11 protein-coding genes are annotated in these 18,326 nt (G+C 60.3%); 2 read left to right on the top strand and 9 right to left on the bottom strand.

Features of this window, described 5'->3' with window-relative positions:
* Positions 1 to 8: 8 nt before the first annotated feature.
* The 3 genes from sufB to GOB83_RS05370 all read right to left on the bottom strand — a co-directional run bounded on the left by sufB (position 9) and on the right by GOB83_RS05370 (position 3,592).
* Positions 9 to 1,493, bottom strand: coding sequence for a Fe-S cluster assembly protein SufB (gene sufB / locus GOB83_RS05380; RefSeq protein ID WP_086645444.1), 1,485 nt, complete (start codon positions 1,491 to 1,493; stop codon positions 9 to 11).
* 3 nt (positions 1,494 to 1,496) lie between these two features.
* Positions 1,497 to 1,961 (bottom strand): SUF system Fe-S cluster assembly regulator, encoded by a 465-nt coding sequence (locus GOB83_RS05375; RefSeq protein ID WP_086645445.1) that lies wholly within the window; start codon positions 1,959 to 1,961, stop codon positions 1,497 to 1,499.
* A 260-nt stretch (positions 1,962 to 2,221) separates the two neighbouring features.
* The gene (locus tag GOB83_RS05370; RefSeq protein WP_373321592.1) at positions 2,222 to 3,592 is read right to left on the bottom strand and encodes a DUF445 domain-containing protein; all 1,371 of its coding nucleotides are present in this window, start codon (positions 3,590 to 3,592) and stop codon (positions 2,222 to 2,224) included.
* 77 nt (positions 3,593 to 3,669) lie between these two features.
* On the opposite strand from GOB83_RS05370, the gene GOB83_RS05365 reads away from it, so the two are divergent.
* Positions 3,670 to 6,468: a phosphoenolpyruvate carboxylase gene (locus GOB83_RS05365; protein ID WP_165925433.1), complete on the top strand. Its 2,799-nt coding sequence runs from the start codon at positions 3,670 to 3,672 to the stop codon at positions 6,466 to 6,468.
* A gap of 272 nt (positions 6,469 to 6,740) precedes the next feature.
* Here GOB83_RS05365 and fusA read toward each other — a convergent pair whose 3' ends face one another.
* From fusA to GOB83_RS05345, 4 genes are all read right to left on the bottom strand, one after another.
* Positions 6,741 to 8,828: an elongation factor G gene (gene fusA, locus GOB83_RS05360; protein ID WP_086645666.1), complete on the bottom strand. Its 2,088-nt coding sequence runs from the start codon at positions 8,826 to 8,828 to the stop codon at positions 6,741 to 6,743.
* Positions 8,829 to 9,060: 232 nt separating this feature from the next.
* Positions 9,061 to 9,366, bottom strand: a complete 306-nt coding sequence (gene rpmB, locus GOB83_RS05355; RefSeq protein WP_086645448.1) for a 50S ribosomal protein L28 — start codon at positions 9,364 to 9,366, stop codon at positions 9,061 to 9,063.
* A gap of 120 nt (positions 9,367 to 9,486) precedes the next feature.
* Complete coding sequence (locus tag GOB83_RS05350; protein ID WP_165925432.1) at positions 9,487 to 9,801, bottom strand: hypothetical protein; 315 nt, start codon at positions 9,799 to 9,801, stop codon at positions 9,487 to 9,489.
* A 64-nt stretch (positions 9,802 to 9,865) separates the two neighbouring features.
* Positions 9,866 to 11,608 carry an ABCB family ABC transporter ATP-binding protein/permease gene (locus tag GOB83_RS05345; RefSeq protein ID WP_194301304.1) on the bottom strand — a complete coding sequence of 581 codons (1,743 nt, stop codon included), beginning with the start codon at positions 11,606 to 11,608 and terminating at the stop codon, positions 9,866 to 9,868.
* A 181-nt stretch (positions 11,609 to 11,789) separates the two neighbouring features.
* On the opposite strand from GOB83_RS05345, the gene GOB83_RS05340 reads away from it, so the two are divergent.
* Entirely contained in the window at positions 11,790 to 12,662 is an 873-nt protein-coding gene (locus tag GOB83_RS05340) for an NUDIX hydrolase (RefSeq protein ID WP_165925495.1), read from the top strand.
* Here GOB83_RS05340 and GOB83_RS05335 read toward each other — a convergent pair.
* Complete coding sequence (locus tag GOB83_RS05335; protein ID WP_086645450.1) at positions 12,654 to 15,605, bottom strand: [protein-PII] uridylyltransferase; 2,952 nt, start codon at positions 15,603 to 15,605, stop codon at positions 12,654 to 12,656. The genes GOB83_RS05340 and GOB83_RS05335 overlap by 9 nt on opposite strands.
* Positions 15,606 to 15,651: 46 nt before the next feature.
* Positions 15,652 to 18,318, bottom strand: a complete 2,667-nt coding sequence (mutS, locus tag GOB83_RS05330; protein ID WP_165925430.1) for a DNA mismatch repair protein MutS — start codon at positions 18,316 to 18,318, stop codon at positions 15,652 to 15,654.
* Positions 18,319 to 18,326 lie beyond the last annotated feature (8 nt).

The following is an 18,326-nucleotide window of genomic DNA, read 5'->3' as shown; positions in this document are numbered from 1 at the left end:
GCTCTCCCTTAACCCACGCTGCCTTCAAGGCTGATCTGCAACAGTTTTTGCGCTTCCACGGCAAATTCCATGGGCAGTTCCTTCAGAACGTCACGGCAGAAACCGTTTACGATCAGGCCGACGGCGTCTTCCTCGGACAGGCCACGCTGGCGGCAGTAAAACAGTTGGTCTTCTGAAATCTTGGATGTTGTTGCTTCGTGCTCGATGCGCGCATTCATGTTGCGGCTTTCAATATACGGCACGGTATGCGCCCCGCACTGGTCACCAATCAGCAGGCTGTCGCACTGGGTAAAGTTGCGCGCACCAGAAGCCTTGGGCTGCACCCGCACCAGACCACGATACGTGCTGTCCGAACGGCCGGCACTAATGGTCTTGGCAATAATGGTGGAGCGCGTGTTGCGGCCAAGGTGGATCATCTTGGTGCCGGTGTCGGCCTGCTGGTGGTTATTGGTGACCGCCACGGAGTAGAACTCGCCAACCGAGCCTTCCCCCTGCAGAATGCAGGAGGGATACTTCCACGTAATGGCCGAGCCGGTTTCCACCTGCGTCCAGGATATTTTGGAACGTGCCCCACGGCATGCGCCGCGCTTGGTCACAAAGTTATAAATCCCGCCACGCCCGTTTTCATCGCCGGGATACCAGTTCTGCACCGTGGAATATTTGATGGAGGCATCATCCATGGCCACCAGTTCCACCACAGCGGCATGGAGCTGGTTTTCATCACGCATGGGGGCCGTGCAGCCCTCAAGATAGGAAACGGAAGCCCCCTCCTCCACCACAATCAGTGTCCGCTCAAACTGCCCGGTGTTTTTGGCATTGATCCGGAAGTAGGTGGACAGCTCCATGGGGCAGCGTACCCCCTTGGGCACGTACACAAATGAACCATCCGTAAACACGGCGGAATTGAGGGCGGAAAAGAAGTTGTCCCCCGCAGGCACCACCGTACCCAGATACTTACGCACCAGATCAGGGTGTTCCTTGACCGCCTCGGAGATCGGGCAGAAAATGACCCCCGCTTCCTCCAGCGTCTTGCGGAAGGTGGTGGCAACGGAAACACTGTCAAACACCGCATCCACAGCCACGGGCATGCGCTCGCCCTCGGGTACTTCCACCCCGGCCAGCAGAGCCTGCTCGTGCAGGGGAATACCCAGCTTTTCGTATGTACGCAGCAGCTCGGGGTCCACCTCGTCCAAAGACTTGGGGCCGGGCTTTTTACGCGGTGCCGCGTAATAATGCGCATCCTGATAATCAATGGGAGGGAAAGCGACCTTGGCCCATTTGGGCTCTTCCATGGCCTGCCATGTTTTATAGGCGGCCAGACGCCATTCCAGCATCCATTCCGGCTCTTCCTTACGGCTGGAAATCAGACGGATAATGTCCTCATTCAGCCCTTTGGGAGCCATGTCCATTTCTATGTCGGTTTCAAAGCCCCATTTGTACGTGGACTGGCCCAGCTTCTCTACGGCTTCGCGCGTTTGTGTCACTGCTGGCATTGTTCAGGCCCCTTCCCGTACTGTGTGGGTCGCGTTGAGCTTGTTGATCTGGGAGAGAACCGTGGAGCATGCCTCCTTGGGGCGCATGCTTTCCAGCGAGATTCCCTCCAGTGTTGAGCGTATTGCCGTGTTGATAACGTCCCAGCTACCACACAAACCGCAGGACAGACCGGTATCGCACTCACGCCCGCCAACACAGGCGGTCAGGGCGATCTGGCCATCAACTGCGGCAATCACACTGGCAACAGACATATCCGCCAGGGACCGGGCCAGACGATAACCACCTTTTGCGCCACGCTGGGAGAGCACAAAACCATGGGCTGACAAAACCTTGAGCACCTTGGCAACCGTGGGTTCAGGCACACCCGTAATGGCGGCAAGGGCTGGGGATGTCACCACACCGTCCTGTTCCCCCAGTTTAACAAGTATGACGATCGCATAGTCCGCCAGACGGGAAAGTTTCAGCATAATCCGGCTTTCACCTAATTAAAGACCTGAATGGTCCTGTTTCGGATACATGGCGACAAGCGTTGCCAACGTCAACCCAAAACGTCCTGTTACAGGCAGCCCACTCCAGCCTTTCAACGCATATGTGATCTGCGGTTCCCCGCAGAACTGCCTTTATCCAAGCTTACGCCTATCCCTGCGACACAAGCCTTTCCATATCCGCTCAAGTGCCATGCGGCTAACTTTTGCCTCGCCCTGAACCGTCAGACACAAAACAGGACTTACTGCGCGTTAATCCCGAATGTCAGCCGGAGAATGGCAAACAGCATCGCCCCCACCGCAAACCCGACCAGTGTGCCGTTAAAACGAATGAACTGGAGGTCCTTGCCCACACGCAGCTCCAGCTTTTCTGCAATTTCCACCGCGTTCCAGCCCGATACAACGCGGGCAATAAACTCGGCCATCTGGTCGCGCACAAACGGCAGGGCCTTGCCAATTGTGCTGTCCACACGCTCCACAATGCGCTGGCGCAATACCTCGTCATTCCGCAACTGGCCGGCCATACGCGCCAGTGCATCGCGCAGCAGGCAGGCAATGCGCCCCTGCGGGTCCTCCACATCGGCCTCCACCATGCGGCGGAAGCGTAGCCAGATGTCCCCCCACCAGCCCACAACACTTTCGTGCGACAGCACGGAGGTCACGGCCTGCGTAAACTCCCGCCCACGCTCTGGGTCTGTTTCTATCCGGTCGATCTGGAGTCTCACCCAGCTTGTAAAGCCTTCGCGCAGGCTGGAATTTTCCGGATCGATTCGGTCCAGTTCCTGTGCGGCGGCACTCAGCACCTTGGTGGCAATCGAACCCCCAATGGCCCAGCCCAGAATACGCCCCCCCTGCTCCCGCACGCGGTCTTCAATCATGTCGCGCAGAGCGCCTTCCTTGGCCTTCAGCCCGTCCTTGAGCTGACTGAGGAAGTAGGAGAGCACCTCCTGATGCCGGTCATCATCAACCAGGCTGCGCAACGCCTTGGCAATAACGGGGGACAGGTCGCTCCCACCCAGCAGGCCCGGCATAATCCGGCCTATGGCGTTGCTGGCCCTGCCATCTTCCAGCCGGTCCAGCAGTTGCGGCATGGAGCGCGCCATGGCCCCTACCACCGCATCCTGTGTTGCGGGGTCTTCCAGCAGATTGGCAATAAAGCCGGGCACATCCACCTTGGCCAGCACACGCTCGACCTCCTTGGCGGTAAACACCTGACTGGCCACAAACCGCCCAAGGGCGCGGGCAAGACGGTCTTTTTGCGCGGGCAGAATGGCGGTGTGCGGAATAGGCAGCCCCAACGGGTGGCGGAACAGGGCCACAACAGCAAACCAGTCGGCCACCCCCCCGACCACACCGGCCCGCGCACCGGCGCGGAACATTTCCAGAAAAAAACCATCCTTTACCCAGCCCGCAGCCGGGGCGGCATAGCCCAGAGCAGTCATCCCCCCCATGGCAACCAGCAGCCCTGTGGCTGCATTCTGGTATCGCCGGAGTGTCTGCCGGGCGGCAATGTCTGCTTCCGTGTCGGTATGCACTGTCATGGAACCATGAATAGCACTCCCCCACCGCCACCCCAAGTGTGCGTGAGGCGGTTGCGCACAGAAAGCAGACATGAAAAGCTGGCGAATAAATTGTTGCCCGAACGTTTTGTTTCTTTTCCGATTCAATCCGCAAGGATATAGAGCGCGCCATGACCACGGATTTTTCTACCCTTCCCCCTCGCATCGGGAGCGTGCTCGCCTCCATTGCCAACATGTCCTCTACCGGCACTCCGGCGGAAGGCACCAACCCCGTTATGGGCACGGCCCTGCGGCTCAGTGATGCACTGGAAAGTGGGACAATCACGTTTGAGGATGTCACCCAGCTGGTGCGCACCCTGCGCGATCAGGCTTTTCTAAACCGCTCACGCCACCTGCACCGCTATGTGGGCGGTGCCACGCTTGATACCGCACAGGACAAGCTGCGCCATGTTGCCGAGCAGCTTTGTACCAGCCTGCCCACGCCCTCCTTTGCGGCGTATAGCCAGCTTGTTTCCTCCATCCGTTTTGCCGCTGTGTTTACGGCTCACCCGACCTTTGCCCTGAGCAACCCGGTGTACGAAGCACTGGCCCAGAGTGCCTCGCACGATATTCCGCCCGAAACCGCACCGTTTTTTGCAACCCACCGCCGCAGCGTTCACCCAACGCTGGAGGAAGAGTTTACGCTGGCCGTGCAGGCCATTACCCGTGCGCGGGATGCCATAGACCAGCTTAACGCCGCCCTGCTCACAACCGCCAAAAACACCTGGCCGCAGGAGTGGACCACCCTTTCCCCCCGCCCGGTCATTGCCACAAGCTGGGTAGGCTACGATACGGATGGCCGCACGGACATAGGCTGGTGGGACACCCTGCGCCTGCGCCTGCGCATGAAGCTGTTCCAGCTCATGCGGCTCGAACGCCAGATTACCCACGAGGGCGTTCTGGCCCCCGAACTGACAGAGACACTCCAAAAAGCCATAGACTGCGTTAAAGCCCAGATTAGCGCAGTCCCTAACGGTGCAACGGATGGGCAGGCAGTAGCCCGTTTTGCCGAACTGCTGGTAAATGGCCGCACAACGGCACTGACCTGCGCATCCGACCTGAACGCGCTGTTGCAGACCGCTATTGAAAATGCTCCCCCTTCCGCCCAGCTCCCCCTTGCGGTGGCACGGGCCGGGTTTATGGCCCACGGCCTTGGGCTGGCACACACCCATGTCCGGCTGAACGCCAGCCAGATCCATAACTTTGTCCGCCAGAAGCTGAACCTGCTGGACGACCCGACCAACCCGGCCCAGCGCCGCGCCCTGCTCAACCGTGTGAACGATGCGCTGGACAGCGTAACCCCCGTACCGGTGGACTTTGGCGCTCTGCTCAGCGACCCCTCATCGGCCGGGCGGCTGATGATGACAATCGCCCAGATTGTCAAATACGTGGATTCCGATACTCCCGTCCGCTTCCTGATTGCCGAGACCGAAACCGGTTACACCCTGCTGACGGCCCTTTGGATTGCAACCTATTTTGGAGTTGCCGACCGTATTGAAATTTCGCCGCTGTTTGAAACAGAAGATGCTCTGGTCAAAGGCGAACACATTGTGGAGGAAGCGCTCCGCTCCCCCACATGGCGCGATTACGTGCGCCGCGTCGGGCGGATATGCTTCCAGTTCGGCTATTCGGATTCCGGGCGTTATATTGGCCAGCTTGCGGCTTCCTACCAGATCGAACGGCTGCGGCTACACATCCATGACCTGCTGGTACGCTGGGACCTGAGCGATGTTGAAGTCGTATTCTTTGACACGCACGGCGAAAGCATAGGCCGTGGCGCGCACCCCTTCCGCATGGCAGACCGGCTGGACTACCTCTCCCCCGCCCATGTGCGGAAGCGCTTTGAAAGCTCGAACATCCACTGTCGCGAGGAAACCGCTTTTCAGGGCGGGGATGGCTACCTGCTGTTCGGCAGCCCGGAACTGGCCACCGCCACCATGGCAACCATTGCGGAAAACCTGTTCCTGAGCGATCAGCAGAAAAGTGACCCCATTTACGACCATCCGGACTTTTCGGCCGACTTCTTCTCCAGCGTGATCGACAACATGAAAGGGCTGGTCGCTGACCCCGGCTACGCGGCCCTGCTGGGGGCTTTTGGCCCATCCCTGATTGACCGCACCGGCTCCCGCCCACCCGCACGGCAAAGTGCGGAGGCAGCAACCCGCAGCCGGATCACGCACCCCAGCCAGTTGCGGGCCATCCCCAACAACGCCATTCTCCAGCAGCTTGGCTGGTGCGCCAATACCTTGCAGGGGTTGGGGGCAGCCGCCCAGCGCCACCCCGAAACATTTGAAACACTCAACACCTCCAGCCCCCGCTTCCACCGCGCGCTGGACTTTGCCCGCCATGCCCTTGCCTGCTCGGATGACAAGGTGCTCAAGAGCGTTGTGTGTATGCTGGACCCCGGCTTCTGGCTGGACCGCGCAACAGAGGAAACATCTCCCAAACGGCAGAAAGCTTTTCTGGCCCTTATGGGGGGGCTGGAAGGCCTGAACCTCTCTGCGGAACTGCATACCATGTTCCGCCGCATTCAGGCCGATCATCTGGCCCTGCGTGAAGCATGGCAGCATGCCCCGCGCACGGAGCCACGCATTCGTCTGCTCCATGCCATACGGATCATGCTGATCGAGCGCATCTGGCTGCTGGCGTGCCGCATCCCCTTCTTCATGCCGCGTGGTGGCTTCAACCACGAGATGATGATGCAGCATATCCTGTGTCTGGATATTCCTACGGTTCTGAAGGAAATGAAGTTCATCTTCCCCACAGGCACCGGACCGTCCGATCTGGATTTCCACGAGCCACGTGGCCCGCGTGAAGAAGGCATTTACGTGCGCGAACACCGCGACATCTTTACCCCCATGGGCCAGATGTTCGATCTCCTGCGCGAGATCAGCGTAGCGCTCATGCATGATATTGGTGAGTTTGGCTAACAGCTCCTATCCGGGCGGCAAGCGCACCACCGTTTGCCGCCACAGAGCCTGACCAACACACAGACTACCTCCTCCTCCGGGAGGAGCATGCGGCACTCCGATGCTGCTACAATGGGAACTGGAGCCAGCGCTCCCTTCCCTTTTTCATCTTCCAAAATACAGAACTCAACCCGGCGTATGGCTTTGTGCTGTCCCGATGCGCACGCAACAAAAAAGCCGCCTCCCCGAAGGGAGGCGGCCTTGTTGTTTTTCCAACCCGAAGGATGAAAAACTTAGCGGGACTGCGCCATGATTTCGTCTGCCACGTTACGGGGCACCGGATCATAGTGATGGAACTGCATGGTGAAGGACGCACGGCCCTTGGTCATGGAACGCAGGTGAGAAATGTAACCGAACATTTCCTTCAGCGGCACATGTGCACGAACCATAACCGTGGAGCCCGAGGTTTCCTGGCTCTGGATCATACCACGGCGGCGGTTAAGATCGCCCACCACGTCACCAACGTGATCGTTCGGAGTGGTTATTTCCACGTCCATGATCGGTTCCAGAATAACCGGACCGGCGTTCTTCATACCTTCACGGAAGCAGGCCTTTGCAGCGATTTCAAACGCCAGCGCAGACGAGTCAACGTCATGGTATTTGCCGTCAAGCAGGGTGAACTTGAAGTCAACCGTGGGGAATCCAGCCAGAACACCTGTGGAAGACTGCATGCGGATACCTTTTTCCACCGCAGGAATGTATTCCTTCGGCACGGTACCACCAACAACCTTGTTCTCGAACGAGATGCCTTCGTTCCGTTCAACCGGCTCGAAGGAAATCTTCACTTCTGCGAACTGACCCGAACCACCAGACTGCTTCTTGTGGGTGTAGGTTTCCGTGTGCGGCTTGGAGATGGTTTCGCGGTATGCAACCTGCGGCGCACCCACGTTTGCATCCACACCATATTCACGACGCAGACGGTCGATGATGATGTCCAGATGCAACTCGCCCATGCCGGACAGAATGATCTGGCCCGTTTCCTGATCGGTCTTGAGGTGCAGGGAGGGATCTTCACCAGCCAGCTTCTGCAGGGCCAGTGTCATCTTTTCCACTGCGTCCTTGGTTTTCGGCTCAACGGAGATGTCGATAACCGGAACCGGGAAGGACATACGTTCCAGAACAACCGGATCGGAAGGATCGGCCAGCGTGTCACCCGTCTGGGAGTCTTTCAGACCCACGAACGCAGCAATATCACCAGCGTGCACTTCGCTCAGTTCCACGCGCTTGTCAGCGTGCATCTGATAGATGCGGCCAATACGTTCCTTGTGGCCCTTGGTGGTGTTCAGAACGGTATCACCGGTCTTGAGAACGCCACGGTAGACGCGCACGAAGGTCAGCGTGCCGTATTTGTCGTTGATGATCTTGAACGCCAGACCAGCAAACTTGCCATCGGGGTCAACCGGCAGGATGGGCTGTGCGCTTTCGTTTTCTTCTTCACCTTCCGGCGGAGCGCAACGAATGCCTTCAACGTCGTTAGGAGCGGGCAGGTAGTCAACAATCCCGTCGAGCAGGGGCTGCACGCCCTTGTTCTTGAAGGCCGTACCACACAGAACCGGACGGAATTCACCCGAAATGGCGCCTTTTTTGATGCAGCGCTTCAGGGTTTCAACGGAAACGTCGCCCTTTTCGAAGTATTCTTCCATGGCGGTTTCATCAACAGCCAAGGCCGTGTCCAGCAGGTTCTGGCGTGCTTCGGCAGCCTTTTCCTTCAGGTCGGCAGGAATTTCTTCGTCGTGGAACTTCGCACCCAGTTCACCACCTTCCCAGATGATGGCCTTCATTTCCACCAGATCGACAACGCCGAGGAACTGGTCTTCCGCACCGATGGGCAGCTGAAGGGGGATAGCAACGATGTCCAGCTTTTCCTTCAGCGTGTCGAATGCACGGTAGAAGTCTGCGCCGGTACGGTCGAGCTTGTTGATGAAGATGATGCGCGGAACGTTGTAACGGTCAGCCAGACGCCAGTTGGTTTCAGACTGCGGCTGAACACCGGCAACACCTTCGATGATGAACACGGCACCATCGAGCACGCGCAGCGAGCGGTTCACTTCGATGTTGAAGTCGATGTGTCCGGGGGTGTCGATGATGTTGATCCGGTGATCTTTCCAGTCACAGGTCACGGCGGCGGAGGTGATGGTAATACCACGCTCACGTTCCTGGGCCATGTAGTCTGTGGTGGTGTTACCTTCGTGCACTTCACCAATCTTGTGGGACACGCCGGTGTAGTACAGAATGCGTTCGGTCGTGGTTGTCTTACCCGCGTCAATGTGCGCGGTGATACCGATATTACGGATCTTGGACAGATCAGTTGTGGCGGACACGAAAACCTCCAGAAAACAGGTAAGGCGCGACAGGAACAAACCTTCGCGCCTGTGGCCGCCGAACGCCTTGAACGCCCCCTGAAAATTATTGCTTTCAGAAAGCTGGCTGCCGGACACCGGCCGATAGACAAAAGCGCCTGACAAGGAGTGGCAGGCGCCTGAACCGCAGAAACCGGGTTCTGTCACCTAATGTGGCAGACCCCGGTTCCTACGGAATAGACAAAGCCCTGAATCAGACGCCTGCGGCAGCCTGCTTCTTGGCCTGCACGCGCAGAACGCGACGCTTGATGACCTGTGCTTCCGTGGGGAGCTTGCGGTTAGGCGTGCTCAGCAGGAAGGAATCCAGACCACCATTGTGTTCAATGGTGCGCAGGCCACGTGCGCTAACGCGCATGCGAACGGCGGAGCCCAGAATTTCGGACGTCAGGGAAGCTTCCTGCAGGTTGGGCAGAAAGCGACGACGGGATTTGTTGTTGGCATGACTGACGTTGTTTCCGGTCAGCACGCCTTTGCCGGTGATCTGGCAACGACGGGACATTGTCTCATCCTTGTCTTAAACAAAAAAGGAACTAGAGGGCCGAGACAAACGCCCGGCGACCACATTCAGGATTGGCGCGGCTTATGACATTAGCCGTCGCCCTCAGTCAAGGGTTGAAGCTCAGGCTTTCTCGCTTTCCTCACCACCATCGGCCAGAACGGAGGCGTGAACATCACCCAAACGCACGCTTTGCGCGGCAGAGTCGAGAATACGCAGGATGGTTTCCTTGTCCATGCTGCGGGCCATCACACCCAGCGATCCGCCAAGCAATGCCGAGGCCACAGCCAGTGGCGGGAACTTCTCATTCCGCAAATGGTCAATGGCGTGTTCGATCACCATTGCGCAGCGAGCAAGGTCTTCGGGCACTTCGGGGCGCTGCCCGGCATGTGCTGCATTTTCCGCCCCAGTCGTGGCGTGTGCGTGGTTATCCGCCATGTTTTTACTCCTTACGTTCTGTGCAGCATCTGCCGGATTCGGCGGGATGGCAACAATCAGCAGGTCAGCCCTCCCCCGTGGCCTGTGCAGCCCACATGGCTGCGTACTGGCCCTGTGCCGCCAGCAACTGCGCATGCGTGCCACGCTCCACAACCAGCCCCTGCCCCATGACCAGAATTTCGTCCGCATCCACAATAGTGGAGAGCCGGTGAGCGATCACAAGGGTTGTCCGGTGGGCGGAAACGGTTTTAAGCGCTGCCTGAATTTCTTTTTCCGTATGTGTGTCCAACGCGCTGGTGGCCTCGTCAAGCACAAGAACGCGTGGGTCTTTCAAAATCGTGCGGGCTATGGCCACGCGCTGTTTTTCCCCACCGGAGAGCTTGAGGCCACGCTCGCCCACCTGTGTTTCGTACCCTTCGGGCAGGGTCATGATAAAATCATGTATCTGGGCCAGTCGGGCGGCTTCCTCCACCTGTTCAGGCGTAGCCCCCAGACGCCCGTAGGCGATGTTGTAACCTATGCTGTCATTGAACAGCACGGTATCCTGCGGGACAACGCCTATGGCCGCACGCAGGTCCGCCTGACGGTATGAGCGCACGTCATACCCATCCACCAGGACCGCGCCGGACCATGTATCGTAAAAACGGAACAGCAGGCGGCTTATGGTGGATTTACCTGCCCCCGTGCTCCCCACAATGGCCACCTTGTGCCCCGGCTGCACATCAAAACTGACGCCGTGCAGGATCTCCCGCTCGGGGCGGTAGCCAAAGTGCACATCACGGAACGCCACCTGCGCTGGGGCAGAGTCCGCCAGACGCGTGGCAATGGGGAGCGGACTGGCCGGGTCTGCCACTTCCACCACCTCTTCCGTCAGGCTGAGCATATGTTCCAGATCAACCAGAGCGGTGCGGATACCCGAATACACGGAACCCAGAAAATTAAGCGGGCCGTAAAGCTGGAGCAGGTAGGTGTTGACCATAACAAACTCACCCACCGTAATACGCCCCACCTCCACATCATGCCCGCCCAGCAGCATGATTGCGGCAAGGGATATGGCAATAATGGCAGCCTGACCGAAGTTGAGCACCCCTAGCGAGTACTGGGTTTTCATGGCCGCTTTTTCGTAGCGGGCCTGTGCGTTGTCGTACCGCCGGGCCTCATGCTCCTCGTTGCCAAAATATTTTACGGTTTCGTAATTGAGCAGGCTGTCCAGCGCCCGACCAGATGCCTCGGTGTTGGTGTCGTTCATACGGCGGCGGATACCCAGCCGCCACGAGGTGAAGCGGACCGTAAACACAATATAGGCCGTGATCATGAGCGCGATCATGAGCACATAGGTCCAGTTGAACAGCCGCCAGATCACCCCCATCACCAGCAAGGCCTGCAAAATGGTGGGCGAGAGGGACATGAGCATGCGCAAAAGCGTTTCCACCGCCTCCGTGCCACGCTCTATGGCGCGCGTAACACCCCCTGTGCGCCTGTCCAGATGGAAGCGCAGGGAAAGCTTATGCATATGCGCAAAGCTGCGATAGGCCGCCTGCCGTGCCACACGGAAGCGCACGGGGGCGAACAGGGAATCCCGCAGGTTGGTCAACGCGCCGGACACAAGGCGCACCAGCCCGTAGCACAGGATAAGCAGTGCCGGTGCCATGGCCAGACTGTTGGGGTGCACAAACCTGTCCACCACCTTGCTATACACAATGGGCACAGACAGCGTAGCCAGCTCTCCGGCCACAAGAACAACCAGCACCAGCGCCATACGCCAGCGTAGGGCCTTGTTCTCCTGCGGCCACAGATAAGGCAACAAACGGGCAAAAGTATAGGAAACCGGCCTATTGAGTGGGCCAGACACTGCTCTACGGGGGGACATGCCCCCGGATGTGGCACGTCAGGCAGTTTTTGCAACCCCCTGCCACCTTGCCATGCCCGTTTTATGCCCCGATAACAGCATTCGTGTCTGGCACAGCAAGAACAGGACCTTTGCCCTTATGCCTTCCCATGCCAACCCGTTCCTCCGCCATCTGACGGACTGCAACACGGCTACTCTTCCGGGTGGGCGCGCCCCCCTTGCCCTTGGCGGCACGCCTTCTGGCTGGCTGGCGCCCGAATTGTTCACCCGTATGGAGCAGGCTGGCTTTGGCACGCCAGACAAAGGCTTTAACATTCCCCACCCCAAGGGGCTTGAAGCACTGGGGGAAGAGCTTGCCAGAGAAGGATTTTACAAATCCCACCACGAACTGTTTGATGTTTATCCCGACATTGACCAGCCCGTTGTAGGCCGCATAGACCGCGGAGCACTGCCCCTGTTCGGGTTTGTGGCAACGGGTGTGCATATGAACGGCCTTGTCCGCAAGGCAGATGGGTTGCACCTGTGGACCGGGCGGCGGGCAGCCGACAAACGGCTGGACCCTTCCAAACTGGACCATCTGGTGGCAGGCGGCATGCCCGCAGGCCACACCCCGCGTGAGGCACTGATCAAGGAAGCCGCAGAAGAAGCCAGCATACCCGGCCCACTGGCGGAGCAGGCCGTGCAGGCCGGGCGGCTGGTCTATGCCCTGAACCGCCCCGAAGGGCTGCGGCGTGATATTTTATACTGCTATGACCTGTACCTACCCGAAAGCTTTGAGCCAACCGCCGCCGATGGCGAGGTAGAAAGCTTTGCCCTGATCCCGCTGAGCGAGGCTTACCGCATTGTGCGGGATACGGATGAGTTCAAGTTCAACGTCAATCTGGTGCTGATCGACCTGTTCCTGCGCACCGGGCTGATTAACCCTACCAGCCCGCAGGGCATGGAACTGCGTGCCGGGCTGGACAAAGGGCTATCACCTGTCAGCCCGGGCCAGAGCGTAACTTCAGGCTGAGTAGCGGGCGTTAGCACAGGCGGATGCCTCGGCCTCCGCCTCCTTCAACCCTGCCAGCAGACGTTCACGGATTTCCTCCAGCCGCTTCTTGTCCGTAATCTTCAGGCCGAACAGGTCCTTGACGTAAAACACGTCCACCGCCCGCACGCCGTAGGTGGTAATATGGGCAGAGGCGATCTGGAGGTTCTCCCGGCTCATGGCTGCGGTAACGTCATGCAGCAGGCCGGGGCGGTCGCGACCGTTAACCTCGATAACCGTGTAAGTGTTGGACACGCCATTATCCACCACCACCCGTGGGGGCACATGGATGGCCCGCATGCGCAGCGGCATATGGCCAAAGCCTGCCCGTGCAATTTCGGCCCCAATATCAAGCTGCCCGCTCAACCCCTGCTCGATCAGGGATGTCAGGCGCGCCAGACGGTGTGTTTCTTCATACGCCTGGCCTGATGTGTCCTGAATCCAGAACGTATCGAGCGCCATGCCGTGGGTCATGGTATGGATGCGCGCATCCACAATGGAGGCCCCGGCCAACGCCAGCGCCCCTGCAATCTTGGAAAACAGGCCCGGTACGTCCACCGTATAGACGGTAACCTCGGTCACACCCCGCGCTGGCAGGGGCAGAACCTCCACCGTAAGGGGGGCACTACGCGCATCGGCATCACGGATCAGGCGGGCATGGCGGCTGTGGGTCTCGTAATCAAACGACAGCCAGTACCCTGCATAACCCAGCCCCAGAAAGTGCTCGATGTCACGCTGGGGCACACCTTCTTCACCCAGAATTTCGGCTGTTACATCCTTGGCGTGGCGCACGCGCACGTCGCGCTCGGTGGTGGAAAGGCCACCAGCCAGAACTTCCGCCACACGCAGGTACAGCTCCCGCAGCAAGGTTGCCTTCCACGCGTTCCACACGCGCGAGCTTACCGCACGCATGTCCACAATGGTCAGCAACAGCAGCAGACGCAACCGCTCGGGGGACTGCACAATATCTGCAACGTCCAGAATGGTTTTGGGGTCGTCAATATCACGCTGGAAGGCGGTATGGCTGAGCAGGAGGTGGTGCAGAACCAGCCATGAGACTGTTTCCGTCTCCTCCCCCGACATGCCAAGACGGGGGCAGAGTTCGGCGGCAATTTCAGCCCCGATTTCCGAATGATCCCCGCCACGCCCCTTGGCCACGTCATGCAGGAGCACGGCCATATACAGCGCGCGGCGCGAATGCAGGCCCTTGATCAGCTCATATGCAATGGGAATTTCGTCCGCCATGCGCCCGGCGGCCACTTCGTCCAGAATACGAATAGCTTCTACCGTATGCTCATCCACCGTGAACACATGGTAGGTGTCAAACTGCATCTGCCCGACAATACGGGCCCAGTCGGGAATAAGGCGGCCAAAAATCCCGGTCTCGTTCAGGATATGGAGCCAGTAGGAATGGCCCGATGGCGGATGGCTGCCATACGCGGCGGAATAAACCGGTGAGTTCTCCTCCGTAGGAGCTGGTGGCGGCAGGGCCGCCCCACGCCTGCGCGGGCGCTGCTCCTCCTCTGCCGTGTCTCCACACAACAGGTCGAGGAAGATGCGCGCGGCCTCGGGGTTGTCCCGCAGGGTAATGGCCCGGCGCTCCCACCGGATAAGCTGGTGCCGCGCCAGCGGGTGCAGTGGACGGCGGCGCAGGCGCGCCCAGTCCAGAATCTGCATCATTTTAATGGGGTCCTGATCAAAGGACACGCCCCGATCGGGCAGGATCTGCCCATCCAGCAGGGTAAAGCCTGCCTCACGCATGGCTTCGTCCGGTTTGGCGGCATTGGCCACCGGGCCCTGCGCCTGCCGCAGTACGGCGGGTTCGAGTACATGGGTCAGACGCATGACTTCCCGTGCGGTCAGGAAGTAGTGGCGCATAAACCGCTCCACCCCGTTCTGGCGGCCGTGGCGGGTGTAGCCCATACGCGCGCCAATAACGGGCTGCATGTCAAAGGTCAGGCGTTCTTCCGCCCGCCCGGCCACGTAATGCAGGTGCAGGCGCACGGTCCACAGGAAATCCCACGACCGGCGGGCACGGGCGGCTTCCTGCTCGGTCAGCAGGCCCATCCATATAAATTCCGGGGCCAGCAGGTCACGCACATGGCGGGTGCCAAAGGTGTTGCGGCACATCCAGTACAGGGTCTGCAGGTCCCGCAGCCCGCCCCGGCCTTCCTTTATGTTGGGTTCGACCAGATAGGGGCTATCCCCAAACTTGCGGTGCCGTTCCAGCCGCTCGCGCCGTTTGTCATGAATAAAGCCCGCAGCCCCCGCCTCCACGCAGGAGAGGATGTAGCGGGCCTCGAACATGGCAAACAGGGCTGTATCCCCATCCAGCAGGCGTGCGTCCAGCAGGGCGGTACGGACCGTGGTATCCTTGGATGCCTCGGCAATACATTCATCTATCGTGCGGGTGGCGTGGCCAACCTTGACCCCCAGATCCCACAGAAAATACAGCACATATTCCACTACGGGGTGAGCACGCTCACCCGCGCCCTGCGCGATCAGGAACAGCAGGTCAATATCACTGAACGGTGCCAGCAGCCCGCGCCCGTACCCGCCTGTTGCTGCCACGGCAAACCCCGACCGCCCCCCCATGGCAGGTGGTTCGTCCACTGTGGTCGCCCGCACGGCCAAGTCCACAATGGCGCGCAGCATAACGTCGGCAAAGGTCGCAAGGGTTTTGGCGGCTGCCGCCCCCTTGAGTTCATACTGCTCAAACCGTTTGCGAACATCCGCCTGATAACGCCCCAGATGCCGCCGGAAAATAGCCACGGCCTCATCCCTTGGGGGGATGGCGGCATCATCTGGTGTGGCGTCCCTCAACTCCCGCGTCAGGCATGCGGCAAGGGCTTCTGGCGTCAGGGTCGCCAGAACGGACATGTCGGTTTGCTGCCCGGCGGCAGCCTGTGCGGAAGAGGTGGGCATAGGGTTACGGGTTCAGCTCCTGGGAACGGTCGGGGGTTGGAGGGGATCAGCCGGCAGCAGATGTGTCTGTATCCTGCCCGGCCAGCCTGCGCAGGTCGTACAGCATATCCAGCGCGGCCCTTGGGGTCAGACTGTCCGGGTCAATCTCCATCAATCGTTTCTTTAACGTATTTTCGCATGGTGGGGGTAATGTCTTCTGTGTGTCAAAAAGCGGTAATGGTTCGGGTATGGTATTTTCAGCACGCTCAAGTTCACGCAGCAGGCGGCCGGCTCGCTCCACCACGCTCACGGGCACGCCAGCCAGCCGCGCCACATGCACACCCCAGCTTTTTTTTGCTGATCCTGCAAGCACTTCGTGCAAAAAAACGATCTGCCCGCGCCACTCCCGCACTGCCATTGTATGCAGGCACAAACGAGGCAACGTATCGACCAGCCGCGAGAGTTCGTGGAAGTGGGTTGCAAAAATTGCACGACAGCGCACCGTTGAATGCAGGGCCTCCAGCACCGACCATGCAATGGCCAGCCCGTCCAGCGTTGCGGTCCCCCGCCCGATCTCATCCACCACCACAAGCGAGCGCGGCCCCGCCTGATTGAGAATGGCGGCTGTTTCGGTCATTTCCACCATAAAAGTGGAGCGCCCGCGCGCCAGATCATCCGATGCGCCAACGCGCGAGAACAGCTGGTCCACCACCCCGATGCGTGCGGAATCCGCCGCCACGGGAAAGCCCCCTTGTGCCAGAATGACCGCCAGCGCCGTCTGCCGCAAAAAGGTGGACTTACCGGCCATGTTCGGCCCGGTCAGCAGCATGACGCGCCGCTCTGGGGCCAGTACGCAGCCATTGGGGGTAAAACGCGCCCCCCGTGGCAGGGCCGCCTCCACCACAGGGTGGCGGCAGCCTTGCAGGTCAAACGCCGTATCCTCACGCACGTCGGGCCTGCACCATGTTCCACCCGTGGCCAGTGCCGCACAGGACTGCAACACATCCAGCACCGCCAGTGCCTGAGCCAGTTCGGGCAGCTCCCGCTCGGCCAGCACCTTGGCCGTTAGCTCCGCAAACACCTGCTTTTCGCGCTGGGCGGCTTTTTCTGCCGCTTCGGTAATGCGCACGTTCAGGCTGGCCAGCTCCTCCGTGGCAAAGCGGGCCGTACTGGCCGTGCCCTGCCGCAGAATAAGGTCGGGATTATCCTTGAGCCGCGCACTGGCCCCCACAGGCACTTCCATAACGTAGCCAAGCTGGGCGTGATGGCGGATCTTAAGGTTGGAAACCCCAAACCGGGTTGCGTACTCCGCCTGCAAGGCGGCAATCAGGCGGCGCGAGTTATCGCGCAGGGCGCGGTGTTCATCCAGTTCCCCATCATAGCCTGCGGCAATCACGCCACCATCATCAAGCCGGGCGGGCAGTTCCTCCGCCAGTGCCGTGTGCAACTCGGCCTCCAGCGCACGGGCCGCACCCAGCCAGCCCATGGCATGGGCCAGAACCGTGGGGAGCTGGGCGGCATCCCCTCCGTCTGGCCCTGCCAGAATACGGGCAGCCTCACGCGCGGCATGCAGCCCATCGCGTATGCCGGCCATATCACGCGGGAGCCCCCGCCCGAGCGAGAGCCTGCCCAGCGCACGGGCAATATCGGGCGCTTTTTTCAGCGCATCGCGCAGTGCTGCACAACGGGCGGCGTGGTCCTTGAGCCACCACCAGCCCTCCTGCCGGGCGGCAATAGCTGTTACCTCCGTCAGCGGGGAGGCCAGCCATTCCGCCAGCATGCGCGCCCCGGCAGCGCTGACCGTGCGGTTAATGGCTGTAAACAGGGTATGTTCTACCCCGCCATCGCGCGCGCGCAAAATATCCAAGCTGGCGCGGGTGGCCGGGTCTATACCCAGCACGCCATTCTGGCTTTGTGCAATGGGGTGAGCCAGCCGTGGCAGTTTGCCGGCCTGCGAGCGGCGCACATAGTCCACCGCCATGGCAGCCGCCACGCTCTCCTCGTCCGAAAAAGTGCCAAAGGCTTCAATGCTCGCCACATCAAAGGCCGCAGCAAGGCGCTGGCGGGCACTGCCGGGGGCGGGCAATGTGGCCTCGGGCGCACGCCGGGCTTCATAATCGCCCAGTTCCACGGCGGCACTGGCCAGAATTTCCGCCGGGTCCAAACGCCCCAGCAGGGCGGGCAAGGCCGTGGCGGGCAGGCTTGCTGTCTCAAACAGGCCGGTGGATACGTCAATCCACGCAGCGCCAAGCGGGCCTGCACCTTCGGCCGGGGCATCCTTGCGGCGTTTGCCTTTATCTGCCCCAGCGGGGCAGACCAGTGCGAGCAGCAGGTTGGAGCGGCCGGGCTCCAGCAGTTCATCCTCCGTGAGCGTTCCGGGCGTTACCACCCGCACAATGCCACGTGCCAGCGGCCCCTTGCTGGCGGGGCGCCCCTTGCGCGGCACCTCCGTCTGTTCAGCCACCGCAACCCGGAACCCCCGGCGGATTAAACGAGACAGATAGGCCGGGGCCGCAGCCACGGGCACGCCACACATGGCTATGGGCTCGCCCCCATGGTTGCCACGGGCGGTCAGGGCAATATCCAGCGCGGCGGCGGCGGCCGTGGCGTCATCAAAAAACAGTTCGTAAAAATCGCCCATGCGGAAGAACAGAAGGGCTTCGGGATTTTCCGCCTTGAGCGTAAACCACTGCGCCATGGCTGGCGTAGCGCCATCAGGAGAGATACGTGTCATGCCTGCAT

The sequence above is a fragment of the Acetobacter fabarum genome (assembly GCF_011516925.1).
GTDB lineage: Bacteria > Pseudomonadota > Alphaproteobacteria > Acetobacterales > Acetobacteraceae > Acetobacter > Acetobacter fabarum.
Note: the sequence above shows the minus strand (reverse complement) of the source record. Positions and strands in the feature narration are given on the sequence as shown.

Excerpts from the sequence above, each read along its gene's own strand:
- sufB (WP_086645444.1), bottom strand. The coding sequence starts at position 1,493 with ATGCCAGCAGTGACACAAACGCGCGAAGCCGTAGAGAAGCTGGGCCAG.
- GOB83_RS05375 (WP_086645445.1), bottom strand. The coding sequence starts at position 1,961 with ATGCTGAAACTTTCCCGTCTGGCGGACTATGCGATCGTCATACTTGTT.
- GOB83_RS05370 (WP_373321592.1), bottom strand. The coding sequence starts at position 3,592 with ATGTCTGCTTTCTGTGCGCAACCGCCTCACGCACACTTGGGGTGGCGG.
- GOB83_RS05365 (WP_165925433.1), top strand. The coding sequence starts at position 3,670 with ATGACCACGGATTTTTCTACCCTTCCCCCTCGCATCGGGAGCGTGCTC.
- rpmB (WP_086645448.1), bottom strand. The coding sequence starts at position 9,366 with ATGTCCCGTCGTTGCCAGATCACCGGCAAAGGCGTGCTGACCGGAAAC.
- GOB83_RS05350 (WP_165925432.1), bottom strand. The coding sequence starts at position 9,801 with ATGGCGGATAACCACGCACACGCCACGACTGGGGCGGAAAATGCAGCA.
- GOB83_RS05340 (WP_165925495.1), top strand. The coding sequence starts at position 11,790 with ATGCCTTCCCATGCCAACCCGTTCCTCCGCCATCTGACGGACTGCAAC.
- GOB83_RS05335 (WP_086645450.1), bottom strand. The coding sequence starts at position 15,605 with ATGCCCACCTCTTCCGCACAGGCTGCCGCCGGGCAGCAAACCGACATG.
- mutS (WP_165925430.1), bottom strand. The coding sequence starts at position 18,318 with ATGACACGTATCTCTCCTGATGGCGCTACGCCAGCCATGGCGCAGTGG.